General features: G+C 72.4%; 13 protein-coding genes and 2 pseudogenes. 7 read left to right on the forward strand and 8 right to left on the reverse strand.

What is annotated here, in order from left to right; all coding sequences use genetic code 11:
- Positions 1 to 209: 209 nt before the first annotated feature.
- On the forward strand, positions 210 to 1565 hold the full coding sequence (locus ABZZ79_RS16380) for a dipeptidase (protein ID WP_356689590.1): 1356 nt from the start codon (positions 210 to 212) through the stop codon (positions 1563 to 1565).
- 218 nt (positions 1566 to 1783) lie between these two features.
- Here the strand turns inward: ABZZ79_RS16380 and ABZZ79_RS16385 are convergent, their stop codons facing one another.
- The 3 genes from ABZZ79_RS16385 to ABZZ79_RS16395 all read right to left on the reverse strand — a co-directional run bounded on the left by ABZZ79_RS16385 (position 1784) and on the right by ABZZ79_RS16395 (position 4479).
- The gene (locus ABZZ79_RS16385; RefSeq protein ID WP_356689591.1) at positions 1784 to 2833 is read right to left on the reverse strand and encodes an NUDIX domain-containing protein; all 1050 of its coding nucleotides are present in this window, start codon (positions 2831 to 2833) and stop codon (positions 1784 to 1786) included.
- Between the two features lie 145 nt (positions 2834 to 2978).
- Positions 2979 to 3185 carry a hypothetical protein gene (locus ABZZ79_RS16390; protein ID WP_356689592.1) on the reverse strand — a complete coding sequence of 69 codons (207 nt, stop codon included), beginning with the start codon at positions 3183 to 3185 and terminating at the stop codon, positions 2979 to 2981.
- A 346-nt stretch (positions 3186 to 3531) separates the two neighbouring features.
- A complete protein-coding gene (locus tag ABZZ79_RS16395) occupies positions 3532 to 4479 on the reverse strand; it encodes an ROK family protein (RefSeq protein WP_356689593.1) in 948 nt (315 codons plus the stop codon).
- Positions 4480 to 4678: 199 nt separating this feature from the next.
- On the opposite strand from ABZZ79_RS16395, the gene ABZZ79_RS16400 reads away from it, so the two are divergent.
- The 3 genes from ABZZ79_RS16400 to ABZZ79_RS16410 all read left to right on the forward strand — a co-directional run bounded on the left by ABZZ79_RS16400 (position 4679) and on the right by ABZZ79_RS16410 (position 7662).
- On the forward strand, positions 4679 to 5728 hold the full coding sequence (locus tag ABZZ79_RS16400) for a LacI family DNA-binding transcriptional regulator (RefSeq protein ID WP_356689594.1): 1050 nt from the start codon (positions 4679 to 4681) through the stop codon (positions 5726 to 5728).
- Positions 5729 to 5735: 7 nt separating this feature from the next.
- Positions 5736 to 6536 (forward strand): hypothetical protein, encoded by an 801-nt coding sequence (locus ABZZ79_RS16405; RefSeq protein ID WP_356689595.1) that lies wholly within the window; start codon positions 5736 to 5738, stop codon positions 6534 to 6536.
- 313 nt (positions 6537 to 6849) lie between these two features.
- The gene (locus tag ABZZ79_RS16410) at positions 6850 to 7662 is read left to right on the forward strand and encodes an alpha/beta hydrolase (RefSeq protein ID WP_356689596.1); all 813 of its coding nucleotides are present in this window, start codon (positions 6850 to 6852) and stop codon (positions 7660 to 7662) included.
- A gap of 13 nt (positions 7663 to 7675) precedes the next feature.
- On the opposite strand, the gene ABZZ79_RS16415 is transcribed toward ABZZ79_RS16410, so the two are convergent.
- Complete coding sequence (locus tag ABZZ79_RS16415; protein WP_356689597.1) at positions 7676 to 8971, reverse strand: aldolase/citrate lyase family protein; 1296 nt, start codon at positions 8969 to 8971, stop codon at positions 7676 to 7678.
- A 249-nt stretch (positions 8972 to 9220) separates the two neighbouring features.
- On the opposite strand from ABZZ79_RS16415, the pseudogene ABZZ79_RS16420 reads away from it, so the two are divergent.
- Positions 9221 to 9767 (forward strand): annotated as a pseudogene (locus tag ABZZ79_RS16420) (hypothetical protein).
- 92 nt (positions 9768 to 9859) lie between these two features.
- Here ABZZ79_RS16420 and ABZZ79_RS16425 read toward each other — a convergent pair.
- The 4 genes and pseudogenes from ABZZ79_RS16425 to ABZZ79_RS16440 form a co-directional block, all read right to left on the reverse strand.
- Positions 9860 to 10834, reverse strand: a complete 975-nt coding sequence (locus tag ABZZ79_RS16425; protein WP_356689598.1) for an electron transfer flavoprotein subunit alpha/FixB family protein — start codon at positions 10832 to 10834, stop codon at positions 9860 to 9862.
- A 50-nt stretch (positions 10835 to 10884) separates the two neighbouring features.
- Positions 10885 to 11673, reverse strand: coding sequence for an electron transfer flavoprotein subunit beta/FixA family protein (locus ABZZ79_RS16430; RefSeq protein ID WP_356689599.1), 789 nt, complete (start codon positions 11671 to 11673; stop codon positions 10885 to 10887).
- Positions 11674 to 11891: 218 nt separating this feature from the next.
- A complete protein-coding gene (locus tag ABZZ79_RS16435) occupies positions 11892 to 12401 on the reverse strand; it encodes a flavin reductase family protein (RefSeq protein WP_356689600.1) in 510 nt (169 codons plus the stop codon).
- Positions 12402 to 12621: 220 nt separating this feature from the next.
- Positions 12622 to 13018: pseudogene (locus ABZZ79_RS16440) on the reverse strand (thioredoxin family protein).
- 408 nt (positions 13019 to 13426) lie between these two features.
- Between ABZZ79_RS16440 and ABZZ79_RS16445 the strand changes: the two are divergent.
- Positions 13427 to 14155, forward strand: a complete 729-nt coding sequence (locus ABZZ79_RS16445) for a lysophospholipid acyltransferase family protein (protein WP_356689601.1) — start codon at positions 13427 to 13429, stop codon at positions 14153 to 14155.
- Between the two features lie 100 nt (positions 14156 to 14255).
- Positions 14256 to 15272 carry a hypothetical protein gene (locus ABZZ79_RS16450; protein WP_356689602.1) on the forward strand — a complete coding sequence of 339 codons (1017 nt, stop codon included), beginning with the start codon at positions 14256 to 14258 and terminating at the stop codon, positions 15270 to 15272.
- Positions 15273 to 15280 lie beyond the last annotated feature (8 nt).

Below are 15280 nucleotides of genomic sequence, written 5' to 3' on the forward strand. Positions count from 1 at the left end.
CTACGCATCCTACGGCGGGCCCGGGGCCCGTCCTGAGGATGATGCCGGCGTCGCGCGATCCGACACCCGTGGCTCACCCGCCCCGACCCCGGCCGAAAGGTGCTGTTCCCGGTGGCCGGCCTGGCCGGGCGGACGGGCCCTGCCGCAGGTCACTGTGGCAGGATCGCGCTACCCAAATGTCCAACGTCGCACCTACGAGGAGCGTGCCCATGTCGTCGAATCCGGTCGCCGAGACCGTCGCCGCGCTGATGCCCAGGGCGAAGGCGGAACTCGCCGAGCTGGTGGCCTTCAAATCGGTGGCGGACTTCGACCAGTTCCCCAAGAGCGAGAGCGAGGGCGCGGCCCGCTGGGTCGCGGACGCGCTGTCTGCCGAGGGCTTCGAAGACGTGGCCCTGCTCGACACACCGGACGGCACCCAGTCGGTCTACGGCTTCCTGCCCGGCCCCGAGGGCGCGCGGACGGTCCTGCTCTACGCCCACTACGACGTGCAGCCGCCGCTGGACGAGACGCGCTGGAGCACGCCCCCGTTCGAGCTGACCGAGCGCGACGGGCGCTGGTACGGCCGTGGCGCCGCCGACTGCAAGGGCGGTGTGATCATGCACCTGCTCGCCCTGCGCGCACTGAAGGCGAACGGCGGCATACCGGTGCACGTGAAGTTCATCGCCGAGGGCTCGGAGGAGATGGGCACCGGCGGCCTGCAGCGGTACGCCGAGGCGCACCCGGAGCTGCTGACGGCCGACACCATCGTGATCGGCGACGCGGGCAACTTCCGGGTCGGCCTGCCCACCGTCACCACCACACTGCGCGGTATGACGACGCTGCGGGTCCAGGTCGACACCCTTCAGGGCAACCTGCACTCCGGCCAGTTCGGCGGCGCGGCGCCCGACGCGCTGGCCGCGCTGATCCGCGTACTGGACTCGCTGCGGGCCGAGGACGGCACGACGACCGTGGACGGGCTCGGGCAGGGGTCGTCGTGGGACGGGCTCGCCTACGACGAGGAGCAGTTCCGCAAGGACGCCAAGGTGCTGGACGGGGTCGGCCTGATCGGCGCGGGCTCCGTGGCGGACCGGATCTGGGCGCGGCCGTCGGCCACCGTGCTCGGTATCGACTGCCCGCCGGTCGTGGGCGCCACGCCGTCGGTGCAGGCGAGCGCCCGCGCGCTGATCGGTCTGCGGGTGCCGCCGGGCGCCGACGCGGCCGAGGCCACCAAGCTGCTCACGGCGCACCTGGAGGCGCACACGCCGTGGGGCGCCCGGGTGTCGACGGAGCAGATCGGCCAGGGCCAGCCGTTCCGCGCGGACACCTCCAGCCCGGCGTACCAGGCGATGGCCGACGCGATGGCGGTCGCCTACCCGGGGGAGGAGATGCAGTACGCAGGTCAGGGCGGCTCGATCCCGCTGTGCAACACCCTGTCCTCGCTCTACCCGGAGGCGGAGATCCTGCTCATCGGCCTGAGCGAGCCGGAGGCGCAGATCCACGCCGTGAACGAGAGCGTGTCGCCGCAGGAGCTGGAGCGCCTGTCGGTGGCGGAGGCGCTGTTCCTGCGCAACTACGCGGCGCGCTGACGCCGTGAAGCGCGGGGCTCGACCGGTTGGGGGCCCCGCGCTTCCCTCTACGGGCAACGGCCCGCCGGCGAGCGTCGGGCGGGCCTGCCGTACGTCCTGACCGAGCCGGGCCCCGTACCGCCGTACGCCCTGACCCCGGCGCGCCCTGTATCGCCGTACGCCCTGACCGCGGCGCGCCCCGTACGGCCGTACGGGGCGCGCCCGCGTGTCGGCCCTGGTCAGCCGTTCCCGGCCGGAACCCCCGCCTCCAGATACAGCGCCGCCCCGCGCTCGCGCGCCCGCAGGGCCCAGCGCAGGCGTTCGTAGCGGACGGGCGGCAGCATGGTGGCGGCCTCCTGCTCGGTGACGAAGCGCCAGGCGCGCAGTTCGGGGCCGGGCAGCAGCAGGCGTTCGGCGGTGGAGTGGTCGAGGCGGCCGCCGTCGAACAGGAGCCGCAGCCCGCCGTAGCCGGGGGGCGAGGGGCGTTCCCAGTCGACGACGAGGAGGCGCGGTACATCGTCCAGGTGGATGCCCGTCTCCTCGGCGACCTCGCGCACGCCGGCGCGGGCCGGTGCCTCGCCGGGTTCGACGACGCCGCCGGGGAACTCCCAGCCGGGCTTGTACGTCGGGTCGACGAGCAGCACGCGGTCGTGCTCGTCGAAGAGCAGGACGCCCGAGGCGACCGTCTCGGCAGTGGGTTCGGCGGTCTGCACGATGGCGCAGGTGGGCGCGGTGTCGGTGGCGACGGCGTCGGCGATGCGCGCGGCACTCTCGTGGGGTGTGAGGGTGCCGTTGTCGACGGGGTGGGCGTCGGCACAGAGCCAGCCGGCCAGGGCGGCCCGGTAGGGCTCTATGTGGTCGTAGGACCACTGGCGTATGCGTATCTCGCCGTCGGGGAGGTCCGGTGGGACCTCGCGTTGGGCGATCCGCTCGCGCAGGATCGTTTCGGCCGGGGTCAGCACGATGTGCCGTACGGCGATCCGGCGGGCGGCGAGACCGCCGAAGATCTCGTCGCGGTACTCCTGACGCAGCAGGGTCATGGGCACCACGAGGGTGCCGCCGAGCTCGGCGAGCAGTGCGGCCGCCGTGTCGATGACGAGCCGGCGCCAGATCGGCAGGTCCTGGAAGTCGCTCGTCTCGGCGAGTCGTTTGGCGGGCAGCAGGTGTGTGAGTGCCCCTCCGACGAGTTCGGGGTCAAAGAGCGTGCTGTTCGGGATCAGGTCGATCAGCTCCCGTGCGGTGGTCGTCTTTCCCGCACCGAACGCGCCGTTGATCCAGACGACGGTCACGATTCCCCCTCTTCTGTTGGCCCCCAGTGGCTTGCCCGCTCCACCCTGCCACGGAAACCAGGCGCAGTTGAGTGCCTGCGAACAGCAGGGCGCCGGACCCCTCGGCGGGGATCCGGCGCCCTGGGGGCCCTCCGAACGGGGGCCGTCAGCGGTTGTGCGCGCCGCCCTGGCCGCCGAGGGCGGACTCGTCGACGTCCAGGCTGTCGCTGGCGATCGTGTGGTCGAGGGTGCTGAGGGTGCCGTTCACGCCGAGATCGCCCAGGTCGTCGCCGAGGGCGTGGGACGGGGTGACCGCCGCGACGACGAAACCGGTGGCGAGGGAGGCGAGGGCGAGCATGCTGCGCTTCTTCATGCCGGACTCAACGGCACCCACCGCACGAAGGTCACGGCCGCCGTACCAGGTCACGGCCGTCGCACCGGCTCATTGCCGTCGCACCAGGTCATGGCCGACGTACCAGGTCACGGCCGCCGCAGGGCGTCGCCCGGCGGTTCGACGACCCCGCCCGGCCCACCGAAGCCGACAACGGCAGCGTCACCCCACCGACGGCGACACTCACGGCAGGCAACTCCGACGACGGCCCCGAGGACGACCCCTAGGAACCCACCGAGAACGAAACCGACGGCGACCTCAGCAGCAGGGCAGCCGGGCGGCGGAAGCATTCCGCCACGACCGCGCCTCCTCCCCCGCCGGCCCCTCCTCAGACGCCCGCGGCCGCCCTCCCCGACAGCGCCGCCGCGGCCGCGCCGACCAGCCCGGCGTCCGTGCCCATCCGGGCGGGTACCACCTTCAGGCGCCGCACGAAGGACAGCGTGGCGTAGTGGGCGAGGGCCTTGCGCAGGGGCGTGAAGAGGATGTCGCCCGCGTTGCCCACGCCGCCGCCGACGACGGCGATGTCGATCTCCACCAGGGTCGCGGTGGCGGCGATACCGGCGGCCAGGGCCTGCGCGGCCCGTTCGAACGAGGCGAGGGCGACGGGGTCGCCGGAGCGGGCCGCGGCGGCGACCGCGGCGGCTGAGGTGTCGCCGTCCGGGCCGGGCCGCCAGCCCGCCTCCAGGGCGCGGCGGGCGATGTTGGGGCCGCTGGCGATGCGTTCGACGCAGCCGCGCGAGCCGCAGGGGCAGGGGTCGCCGTCGAGGTCGACGCTGATGTGGCCGATGTGACCGGCGTTGCCGGTGGGGCCCGGGTGGAGCCGACCGCCGAGGACGAGGCCGCCGCCGACGCCGGTGGACACGACCATGCACAGGGCGTTGTCGTGGCCGCGGGCGGCGCCCTGCCAGTGTTCGGCCGCCGTGATGGCCACGCCGTCGCCGATCAGCTCGACCGGCAGTCCTCCGGTCGCCTCGCGGACGCCGTCGACCAGCGGGTAGTCGCGCCAGCCGGGAACGTTGACCGGGCTGACCGTGCCCGTGGAGGCGTCGACCGGTCCCGCGCTGCCGATGCCGACCGCGTCGGCGCGATGCCACAGGGGCGAGGCGGCGAGTTCGCCGAGGACCTGCCGCACGGAGTCCATGACAGTGCCGCCGTCCTTCCGCGCGGGCGTCGGGCGCTGGGCACGCACCAGGATCTGGCCGTCGCCGTCCACCAGGGCACCGGCGATCTTGGTGCCGCCGATGTCGAGCGCGGCCACGAGGGCGGTGTGCGTCAAGGTCGGTTCTCCCGGTCAGCCGTGGGAATGGGCAGGAAATGCGCAGGCCTGTCCGGCGGTGGGGCGCGCGGGCGAAGTATGCGATGAACAGTGTCTCTCGCTTCTGACAACGTTGTCCAGGCTCTATGCTCGACGCCACATCCTCATACAATCCACGAATCGACGCACCCCCGAGGATCACAGGACAGGACACCCCAACGTGGCCGATGCCATCCGCAGAGCCGACGGGCTCTCCGCGTCCCGCTACGGGACCCGCCCGACGATGAAGGACGTCGCCGCACGGGCCGGTGTCGGCCTGAAGACGGTGTCGCGTGTCGTCAACGGCGAGCCCGGTGTCACACCCGACACCGAGCGGCGGGTGCAGGACGCCATCGAGGCGCTCGGTTTCCGCCGCAACGACAGCGCCCGAGTGCTGCGCAAGGGCCGCACGGCCAGTATCGGCCTGGTCCTGGAGGACCTCGCCGACCCCTTCTACGGCCCTCTCAGCCGAGCCGTGGAGGAGGTGGCCCGCGCCCACGGCGCGCTGCTGATCAACGGCTCCAGCGCCGAGGACCCCGAGCGGGAACAGGAACTGGCGCTGGCGCTGTGCGCTCGCCGGGTGGACGGTCTGGTGGTCATCCCGGCCGGTGACGACCACCGCTATCTGGAACCGGAGATCAGGGCGGGCGTGGCCACGGTGTTCGTGGACCGGCCGGCCGGCCGGATCGACGCGGACGTGGTGCTGTCGGACAACTTCGGCGGGGCCCGGGACGGTGTCGCCCATCTGATCGCGCACGGGCACCGCCGGATCGGGTTCATCGGCGACATGCCCCGCATCCACACCGCTGCCGAGCGACTGCGGGGCTACCGGGCGGCCATGGAGGACGCCGGGATACCGGTGGCGGGCTCCTGGATGTCCCTGGGCGTGACCCACCCCGAGCGGGTGCGCCGGGCGGCGGAGGAGATGCTGTCCGGCCCCGACCCGGTGACCGCGATCTTCACGGGCAACAACCGGGTGACCGTCACGGTCGTCCGGGTCCTCGCCGAGCAGTCCCGCGGTGTCGCCCTGGTGGGCTTCGACGACATCGAGCTCGCCGATCTGCTCCAGCCCGGTCTGACCGTGGTCGCGCAGGACTCCGCGGCGCTGGGCCGTACGGCCGCCGAGCGGCTGTTCCGCCAACTGGACGGCAATCTGGTCACGCCCGAGCGGATCGAGCTGCCCACCCGGCTGATCACCCGTGGCTCGGGCGAGCTGCCGCCGGCGGACTGAGGGGCTCATGGACGGGGAGCGGCACACGCTGGAGGCCCTGGGGCTCGCCGGAGTACCGCAGGACGATCCGCTGAGCTATCCGGGTGTGTGGCCGCGGCGGTCCGGGCTGCTCGACGGCGACCATCTGTGGCCGCTGACCCGGCTGGTCCACCCGGACCGCACCCCGGTGCTCGCGATCGGCTCCAACGCCTCGCCCGGCCAGGTGCGCCGCAAGATGACCCTGGCCGGTCTCTCGGCGCCCGTACCGATGGTGAAGGTCCGCGTCACCGGCCTCGCCGTGGGTGTCTCGGCGCATGTGAGCCGGCTGGGGTACGTCTCGGCGTCGCCGCTGCACGCGCCGGGCGCCGTACGGGAGTTGTTCGTGGTGTGGCTGGACGCCGAACAGCTCGCGGTGGTGGACGCCAGCGAGGGCGTGCCGCTGCCGGCGGGCAACTTCCGCCGGGCCTGGTTGCCCGCGGCCCAGGTGCCGGTGGAACTGGAGGACGGGCGCACGCTGCCGGGGGTGTACTCGTACATCAACCGGCGCGGGGTCCTGCGGGACGGTGGCGGCGGGCCCCGTTCGCACCCCGGCCAGCGGGCGCTGCTCACCGAACTCCTCGGCGGGCTGCCCCGGTTGAGGGAGCTGTTCGGGGCGACACCGGAGGAGTTCGTCGCGCGGGCGCGGGCCGACGCGGCGCTGTGCGAGCACGGCACGCGGCTGTTCGCCGAGAAGGGGCTGGTGACCAGGTCCGGGCTGGAGGCGTACGTCCGCGCCGAGCAGATCGGAAGCTCCGTCCCCGGCGCGTCGCCGTCGCCGCCCTCCTCGTAGACGCCGGTGCGGCCGGGCGGTCGCTCGCGGGTACGCCGGTACGGGGCCTAAAAGTGCCCCCACAGGCGACGTTCGCCCTGTCCCGACGCCCGGCACGCCCTCTCGCCGCACCGGGGACAGACCCGAGCACTCCAGTACGAGGGCCCGTACTCGGCCCTCCCCCGGAGGGGGATCCCCAGAGCACATACCGGACGCCGCTCCCTGACGGGCAAACGCTGCCTGCCAGGGGCACCGGGTCGCTCGCGTTGCGGGCGGCTCGGCGGGCGGCGGACACTGGCCGTGAGCGGTGGCACTCCGGAAGGAGCCGGCAGCCATGGGCGACTACGTGGATCTTCCCGGCGTCAGGACGTGGTACGAGACCGAAGGGTCGGCCGGTGAGCCGCTGCTGCTGTTGCACGGCGGTTTCTGCACGAACGAGACATGGGATCCGCAGCGCGCCGACCTCGCGGCGGAGTACCACGTGTTCCTGCCCGAGCGCCGCGGGCACGGGCGCACGCCCGACGTCCCCGGTCCGTTCTCCTACCAGGACATGGCCCGGGACACCGCCGACTTCATCGAGATGATGGTCGGCGGCCCGGCGCATCTCGTCGGCTGGAGCGACGGCGCGATCGTGGCCCTGCTCGTCGCGCTCACCCGCCCGGACGTGGTCCGCAAGGTCGTGGCCATCGGGGCGAACTTCCGTCCGGCGCCGGAGTGTTCGGCGGCGCCGGGGCTGCTCGACCACATGACGGCGGACAGTCCGGCCATGGCGTCGTTCCGCGAGATGTACGTGGCGGTGTCGCCGGACGGGCCGGAGCACTGGCCGGTCGTCGCGGACAGGCTGCTCGACATGTACCGCAGGGAGCCGGACCTCTCGACGGACGATCTGGCCCGGATCGGCGTGCCCACCCTGGTCCTGGTCGGGGACGACGACATGCTCACCCTGGAGCACACGATCGCCCTGTACCGGGCGATCCAGGGTGCCGAACTGGCCGTCGTGCCGGGGGCCTCGCACGCGCTGACGATGGAGAAGCCCGCGGTGGTCAACCGGATCGTGCTCGACTTCCTCGGCAACGATCCCGCCCCGACTCTGTTTCCCATCCGTCGCGCCGAGGCGGCGGCCGCCGCCGCGGGCGGCCACGTCTGAGGCCGGGTGAGCGCTACTGCGCGGACGCCGTCAGGTCGCCGCGCCGCGGCGCCGCGAACCCTTCGAGGTCGGCCCGGGTGAGGCCGGTCAGCCGGGCGACCTCGGCGATGTCGAGGGCGCCGCAGTCGAGGCCGCGCAGGAGGTAGCCGCCGAGGGCCTTGGCGGTGGCGGGCTCGTCCATGACGTCGCCGCCGGCGTGGTTGGCGTAGCGGGCGAGGCGGGCGGCGGCCTGCTCGAAGCCCTCGCGGTAGAAGGCGAAGACGGCGGCGTAGCGGGTGGGGATGTGGCCGGGGTGCATGTCCCAGCCCTGGTAGTAGGCGCGGGCCAGGGCGCGGCGGGTGAGGCCGTAGTGCAGGCGCCAGGCGTCGTGGACCTTCTCGGTGGGTCCGACCGGGAGGACGTTGGTCGAGCCGTCCGAGACGCGTACGCCCGTGCCCGCCGCCGCGACCTGCATGATCGCCTTGGCGTGGTCGGCGGCCGGGTGGTCGCTGGCCTGGTAGGCGGCGGAGACGCCGAGGCAGGCGCTGTAGTCGAAGGTGCCGTAGTGCAGGCCGGTGGCGCGGCCCTCGGCGGCCTGGATCATCCGGGCGACGGTGGCGGTGCCGTCGGCGGCGAGGATGGACTGGCTGGTCTCGATCTGGATCTCGAAGCCGATCCGGCCGGGCTCCAGGGCGTGCGCCTTCTCGAAGGCCTCCAGGAGCCGGACCATGGCGGTGACCTGCTCGGGGTAGGTCACCTTGGGCAGGGTCAGGACCAGTCCGCCGGGCAGGCCGCCGGCCTCCATCAGGCCGGTCAGGAAGACGTCCAGGGTGCGGATGCCGCGGTCGCGGACGGGGGCCTCCATGCACTTCATGCGGATGCCCATGTAGGGGGCGGCGCTCGTGTCGCCGTAGGCCTCGGCGATCAGACGGGCGGCGCGGGCCGCGTCCCGGTCCTCGTGCCCGCCCTGGTAGCCGTCCTCGAAGTCGACGCGCAGGTCTTCGATCGGCTCGCGCTCCAGCTTGGCGCGGACGCGGGAGTAGACCGGCTCGGCCAGTTCGTCGGACAGGCCGAGGACGGCGGCGAAGGAGGCCGCGTCCGGGGCGTGTTCGTCGAGGGCGGCGAGTGCCTGGTCGCCCCAGGAGCGGATGGTGTCGGCGGCGAAGACGTCGCCGGGTACGTAGACGGTGTGGACGGGCTGGCGGGTGCCGGGGTCTCCGGGGTAGACGCGTTCCAGTTCCGCGTCGACCTGCGCGAGGGAGGCGCTGATCTCCTCGCTGACGGTGCCCGCGAGGCTCGTCGCCACCTGCTCCTGCTGGCCTTGACCCATTCCCACACCCTCCAATTTTCCGCACTACGGAATCAACAATCCGTAGAATGAAGTTATCCGGGGACCTCTGGCGGGTCAACACCCCTTCTCGCGTGAAGCTGTCACACGCTCCCGCGCACCGACTCGTCCGGTCGTCTCGTCCGGTCGTCCCTCTCCCCGAGGAGTCCCCGTGCCGCACCGCAGTCGCGTCACCCGCCGTCCGGGCCTGGCCTGGCCGCCGCGGTCACCGTGCCCGCCTCCAGTACAGCACTGTCCGTCTCGGCCGCCTCGGCGGACGAGCCGCGCCGCACGTGCTGCACGTGATGTCCTTCAACCCCCGCTTCGCGAGCACCGCCGAGCCGCGCCGTCGGCCCGTCCGCCGGCCCGTGCTGCGCGCCCTGCCGCGCCGTGAGCGCCCGCAGGCGATCGGCACCCAGGAGTGCTTCTACCAGCAGCTGACGGACGTCTAGGCCGACCTCGGGGCCGCACTACGACTGGGTCGGCACGGGCCACGCGGGCGGCAGCCGGGACGAGATCATGCCGATCTGTAAGGCCACCCGTCGGCTAGCGCCCGAGCCTGTTCGCCGGGGGCCCCGTCGACACCTGGGACACGGCGGCCGGACGCAGCCCGCTGTACGGCACCTTCCACGGGTACCGGCCGCTGGTGCCGGACGGCGACCGCATCGACTGGATCCTCGCCACCCCGGGCGTCACCACGCACCGCGCGTCGGTCAACACCTTGGCCAACACCTTGGCCGTGGACGGGCAGTTCCCGAGCGACCAGCTGCCCGTGCGGGCGACGCCGACCCTGGGGTGAGCGCCTCGCGGCCGGCGCCCGCGGACAGGACGAGGCCCCCGTGACCGGTGCGGGTCACGGGGGCCTCGGACAGCCTTACGGCGATCGGGTGATCAGCCCTTGCGGGTCTTGATCTCCTCGGTGAGCTGCGGGACGACGTCGAACAGGTCGCCGACGACGCCGTAGTCGACCAGTTCGAAGATCGGGGCCTCGGCGTCCTTGTTGACGGCCACGATGGTCTTCGAGGTCTGCATGCCCGCGCGGTGCTGGATCGCGCCGGAGATGCCGTTGGCGATGTACAGCTGCGGCGAGACCGACTTGCCGGTCTGGCCGACCTGGTTGGTGTGCGGGTACCAGCCCGCGTCCACCGCGGCGCGCGAGGCACCGACGGCCGCGCCGAGCGAGTCGGCGAGGGCCTCGATGATCGCGAAGTTCTCCGCGCCGTTGACGCCACGGCCGCCGGAGACGACGATCGCGGCCTCGGTCAGCTCCGGACGCCCGGTCGACTCACGCGGGGTGCGCGCGGTGACCTTGGTGCCGGTCACCTTGTCGGAGAAGGACACGGCGAGCGCCTCGACCGCACCGGCGGCCGGGGCGGCCTCCACGGCGGCGCTGTTGGGCTTGACCGTGATGACCGGGGTGCCCTTGGAGACACGGGACTTGGTGGTGAAGGAGGCGGCGAACACCGACTGGGTGGCCACCGGGCCCTCGTCGCCGGCCTCCAGGTCGACGGCGTCGGTGATGATGCCGGAGCCGATGCGCAGCGCCAGACGGGCCCCGATCTCCTTGCCCTCGGCGGAGGACGGCACCAGCACCGCGGCCAGGGAGCCTCCGGCGGACACCGCCTCGACGGCGGCCTGGAGGGCGTCGACCTTGGGCACGACCAGGTAGTCGGCGTACTCGGACGCCTCGTGGGTGAGGACCTTCACCGCGCCGTGCTCGGCCAGTACGGCGGCGGTGTCGGCGGCGCCGTTGCCCAGCGCGACGGCGACGGGCTCGCCGATGCGGCGGGCCAGGGTCAGCAGTTCGAGGGTCGGCTTGCGGACGGCACCGTCCACGTGGTCGACGTAGACGAGGACTTCAGCCATGGGATTGCTCTCCTGCGTAACGAAGTTGAGGGGCGGTCGGCGACGGGGCCTTAGATGAACTTCTGGCCCGCGAGGAACTCGGCGAGCTGCTTGCCGCCCTCGCCCTCGTCCTTGACGATCGTGCCGGCCGTGCGGGCCGGACGCGCGGCCGCGGAGTCGACCGTGGTCCAGGCGTTCTCCAGGCCGACCTCGTCGGCGTCGATGTCCAGGTCGGACAGGTCCCAGGACTGAACCGGCTTCTTCTTCGCGGCCATGATGCCCTTGAAGGACGGGTAACGCGCCTCGCCGGACTGGTCGGTGACCGACACGACGGCCGGCAGGGACGCCTGAAGCTGCTCGGAGGCGGCGTCACCGTCACGACGGCCCCTGACCGTGCCGTCCTCGACGGAGACCTCGGACAGCAGGGTCACCTGCGGCACACCCAGACGCTCGGCGAGGAGGGCCGGGACGACACCCATGGTGCCGTCGGTGGAGGCCATGCCGGAGACGACCAGGTCGAAACCGGCCTTCTCGATCGCCTTCGCCAGCACCAGCGAGGTGCCGATGGCGTCGGTGCCCTCCAGGTCCTCGTCCTCGACGTGAATCGCCTTGTCGGCGCCCATCGACAGCGCCTTGCGCAGCGCGTCCTTGGCGTCCTCGGGACCCACCGTCAGGACGGTCACCTCGACGTCGTCGTCCGAGTTCTCGGAGATCTGAAGCGCCTGCTCGACGGCGTACTCGTCCAGCTCGGAGAGCAGGCCGTCCACGTCGTCGCGGTCGACGGTCAGGTCATCGGCGAAGTGCCGGTCGCCAGTGGCGTCGGGCACGTACTTCACAGTGACAACGATCCTCAAGCTCACGCCGGCTCTCCTACTGCATCGTCATTTTTCGGCTGCCTCTTGCAGGCAGCATAGGCGCCTCAAGCGGCCGATCCCGGTCGGGGCGACCCGGCGCCCCGACCGAAATATTACTCGTCAGTACACCCAGTTCTCCCCCGCTAAGCAAGCGCTTTGAACTGTGACCTTCGCAACGCAGCGTAACCGGAATCGGACCGCTTCGCAGAGGAGCCGAGGCGTGATCAATCCCGCAGAGCGGTGAACCGGCCCTGGTGGTAGAGGAGTGGACGGCCGGCGCCCGCCGGGTCGCCGAGGACCACCTCGGCCAGCACGAGCCGATGGTCACCGGCGGGCACCCGGGAGACGACCCGGCCCAGCAGCCAGGCGGGCACCCCGTCGAGCAGGGGCACACCCTCGGGGCCCTCGCGCCAGGCGGTCGACGGACCGAAGCGGTCGGCGCCGCTGCGCGCGAACGTGGCGGCGAGCTCCTGCTGGTGCTCGCCGAGTATGTGGACACCGACATGCCCGGCCTCGGAGATCGCGGGCCAGCTGGAGGCGCCGGTGCCGATACCGAAGGAGATCATCGGGGGCTCGGCGGAGACGGAGGTGAGCGAGGTGGCGGTGAACCCGACGGGGCCTGCGGCGCCGCGCGCGGTGATCACCGCGACACCCGCCGCGTGCCGCCGGAAGACGGACCGCAGGAGTTCGGGGGAGGCGAGACGGGGGGTGCCGAGGTCGGACGTGGCCGTCATGGAGTTGTCCTTCTGATGGTGGGAACGAGCGGGTCGCGGGGGCTCAGCAGCCCGGACAGCGCGCGCTCGCGGTGCGGGCCAGGTCGATGTGCACCCGGCTGAACAGAAGGAGTTCCGAAGGCATGGACGTCAGGCTGACGATAGGTGGCACGGACAGTCAAGTACGTCCCGCCATGTGGGAGCCTGTTCACGAGCTCGTCATGACCCATGGGAAGCCCCCTCACCGCCCCGCGACCGCAGCCCCGAGGGCCGCGATCACATCCGCCCGGCGGGGCTGTCCGCAGGCCCGGCGCACCACCCGCCCACCGGCGTCGAGGACGAGCACGGTCGGGGTCTTCAGGATGTCCAGCGCACGGACCAGTTCCAGCCGCGCCTCGGCGTCGATCTCCATGTGCGACACGCCGGGAACCATGGCCGCCACCTCCCCGAGCACCCTGCGGGTGGCCCGGCAGGGAGCGCAGAAGGCGCTGGAGAACTGCACCAGCGTGGCCCGCTCCCCGAGTTCCCCGCCCAGCTCGGCCGGGCCGAGCACCGTCCCCTCGTCGCGCCCGCGCACCCGCGCTCCCCTTCCTCCGCCGATACGGCACTCCACAGTGGCCCGCCGTCGCGATCGCCATCGGTCCTCGCTGTCGGTCCTCGTCGTTGGTCCTCGTCGTCGTGAGCTGAAGCGTTCACACGACTGCAATGATTCCCTGTGTTCCATGGTGTCTCGCTTGCGGGACGCTGGACCCGCCGACGCGTGACGGCGCGCGGCGGGACATCCGGGACACCGCCGTTGGTGTGATCAGGCCACCAACTGGGGTGCGAGATGTCCCCGGTTCGGTCGAGGCTGACGGTACGCCCGGAGTAAAGCGAAGCTAAAACCACGAGGTGGACGTGACGAGAATCTCGCCCCGGTCGGGCACGTGGGCTGGCTCCGCACGCGTTCTTCGGGCACGATCTGCGACATGCCGTAAACCTACGGCTCCGTAACTTTCGGCCGGGAGCCCCTTTCCCAGGCAGAGCAGAAAGGGTCCGTCCCACCTATGGCAGAGCTTGTGTACCGTCCCGTCGTCGGTCTGGCCCTGACGATGTTCAAGGCGTGGGACCTGAAGATCGACTGCCAGGGGTCGGAGAACATCCCCCGGTCGGGCGGTGCCGTGCTGGTGAGCAATCACATCAGCTACCTGGACTTCATCTTCAACGGCCTGTCCGCGCTGCCGCAGAAGCGGCTGGTGCGCTTCATGGCCAAGGAGTCGGTCTTCCGCCACAAGATCTCCGGCCCGCTGATGCGCGGCATGAAGCACATCCCGGTGGACCGCGCCCAGGGCGAGGCGGCCTACCAGCACGCGCTGCGGTCGCTGCGCTCCGGAGAGATCGTCGGCGTGTTCCCCGAGGCCACGATCTCGCAGTCGTTCACCCTCAAGAGTTTCAAGTCCGGTGCCGCGCGCATGGCCCAGGAGGCGGGCGTACCGCTGATCCCGATGGCCGTGTGGGGCACGCAGCGGCTGTGGACCAAGGGCCAGCCGCGCAACTTCAAGCGCAGCCACATCCCGGTCACCATCCGCGTGGGCGAGGCGATCGAGGCGTCCAGGGACAAGTACGCCGGTGCGATCACCCGTCAGCTGCGCGAGCGCGTGCAGGAGCTCCTCGACGCCGCCCAGCGCGCCTACCCGGCCCGCCCCAAGGGCCCCGAGGACAGCTGGTGGCTGCCCGCCCACCTCGGCGGCACCGCGCCGACTCCGGAGCAGGTGAAGGCCGCCGAGGCGCGCTGACCCCGCGTCGGGCGTGTCGGGACAGGGCCGATAGGGTCCCGGCGGTAACGGGACGGCCCGGCGGGCCGTCCACGGCCGAGTGCGCTACGGGGGCGGTTCGATGCGGCGCTGGATCAAAGTGGCGGTGGCGGCCGTGGCCGTCCTCGCGATCGGCGGCTGGATCGCCGAACCCTACGTCCAGGACTGGATGCTGCTGCGCGGCGCGTGCGCGGGTGCCCTGCCCGGCGACGCGGTCCGCGAACTCGCCGTGCACGGCTCCCACTTCACGGAGGAGGAGTCCACGACGCACGAGCGGCTCGGCTCCTACAGCTGTTCGCTGGGCTTCGAGGCCGACGACGGCGACGACGAACTGCTCCTGCGGATGGAGGCGTACACCCGGCGGGACGACCAGGACCGGGAGTACATGTCCCTGTTCGAGGAACGGGGCTTCAGCCCGTACGCGGCCCTGCCCGGCGGGCTGCCCGGCTTCGTCGAACGGTTCGGCAGCCTTCAGTTCCTGGTGCCCTGTCCGGACCTGGGCCGGGACACCGAGGGGCGGCAGCGCCGGATGCTGGTGCGGACCGTCTTCGGCCGGGAGGCCGCGGCCGGGCAGCCCGCCGCCTACGAGACCGCCGTGGCCCTGGTCGCCGCCGCCTCCGACCGGCTCGGCTGCGGCGCACGGCCCTTGCGGACGCCCGGGGGCGAGTCCGGTCCGCCGGACCCCGAGGACGATCCGCGCACGGTGCCCTTCGACAAGGCCGACTCGGCGTGTGCGCGAGCCCTGCGGGACGCGCTGCCGCGGCCGTCCGGGTGGCGGCTGGCCGACGGGCTCAACGAGGCAGCACCGACGGACCGTTGCGAACTGCGGACCGGCGACGACGACAGCGGCGAGGGCGAGCGGGGGATGACGTTCGCCGCCTGGTACGGCGACTGGAGCGGGCGGCTGGTCACCGACGAAGGCGTGCCGCGCCCCCTGACCGCGACGGCCCGCTGTGACGGCGAGGCGGCCGGCTTCGCCCTCTCCGCCGACGAGGACATCCCCGGACTCGGCACGGCGCGACAGCGCGCTCTGCTGCGGGCGTTCGCCGAGGACCGGACCCGGCAACGGGGCTGCACGGACCTGCGCGTCACCGGCTGACGAGGCCG

The organism is Streptomyces sp. NPDC006458, from assembly GCF_040612135.1.
GTDB lineage: Bacteria > Actinomycetota > Actinomycetes > Streptomycetales > Streptomycetaceae > Streptomyces.

What these genes read in the sequence shown, in the direction of transcription:
- ABZZ79_RS16380 (WP_356689590.1), top strand. Translation starts at nt 210, where the DNA reads ATGTCGTCGAATCCGGTCGCCGAGACCGTCGCCGCGCTGATGCCCAGG.
- ABZZ79_RS16390 (WP_356689592.1), bottom strand. Translation starts at nt 3,185, where the DNA reads ATGAAGAAGCGCAGCATGCTCGCCCTCGCCTCCCTCGCCACCGGTTTC.
- ABZZ79_RS16405 (WP_356689595.1), top strand. Translation starts at nt 5,736, where the DNA reads ATGGACGGGGAGCGGCACACGCTGGAGGCCCTGGGGCTCGCCGGAGTA.
- ABZZ79_RS16410 (WP_356689596.1), top strand. Translation starts at nt 6,850, where the DNA reads ATGGGCGACTACGTGGATCTTCCCGGCGTCAGGACGTGGTACGAGACC.
- ABZZ79_RS16415 (WP_356689597.1), bottom strand. Translation starts at nt 8,971, where the DNA reads ATGGGTCAAGGCCAGCAGGAGCAGGTGGCGACGAGCCTCGCGGGCACC.
- ABZZ79_RS16425 (WP_356689598.1), bottom strand. Translation starts at nt 10,834, where the DNA reads ATGGCTGAAGTCCTCGTCTACGTCGACCACGTGGACGGTGCCGTCCGC.
- ABZZ79_RS16435 (WP_356689600.1), bottom strand. Translation starts at nt 12,401, where the DNA reads ATGACGGCCACGTCCGACCTCGGCACCCCCCGTCTCGCCTCCCCCGAA.
- ABZZ79_RS16445 (WP_356689601.1), top strand. Translation starts at nt 13,427, where the DNA reads ATGGCAGAGCTTGTGTACCGTCCCGTCGTCGGTCTGGCCCTGACGATG.
- ABZZ79_RS16450 (WP_356689602.1), top strand. Translation starts at nt 14,256, where the DNA reads ATGCGGCGCTGGATCAAAGTGGCGGTGGCGGCCGTGGCCGTCCTCGCG.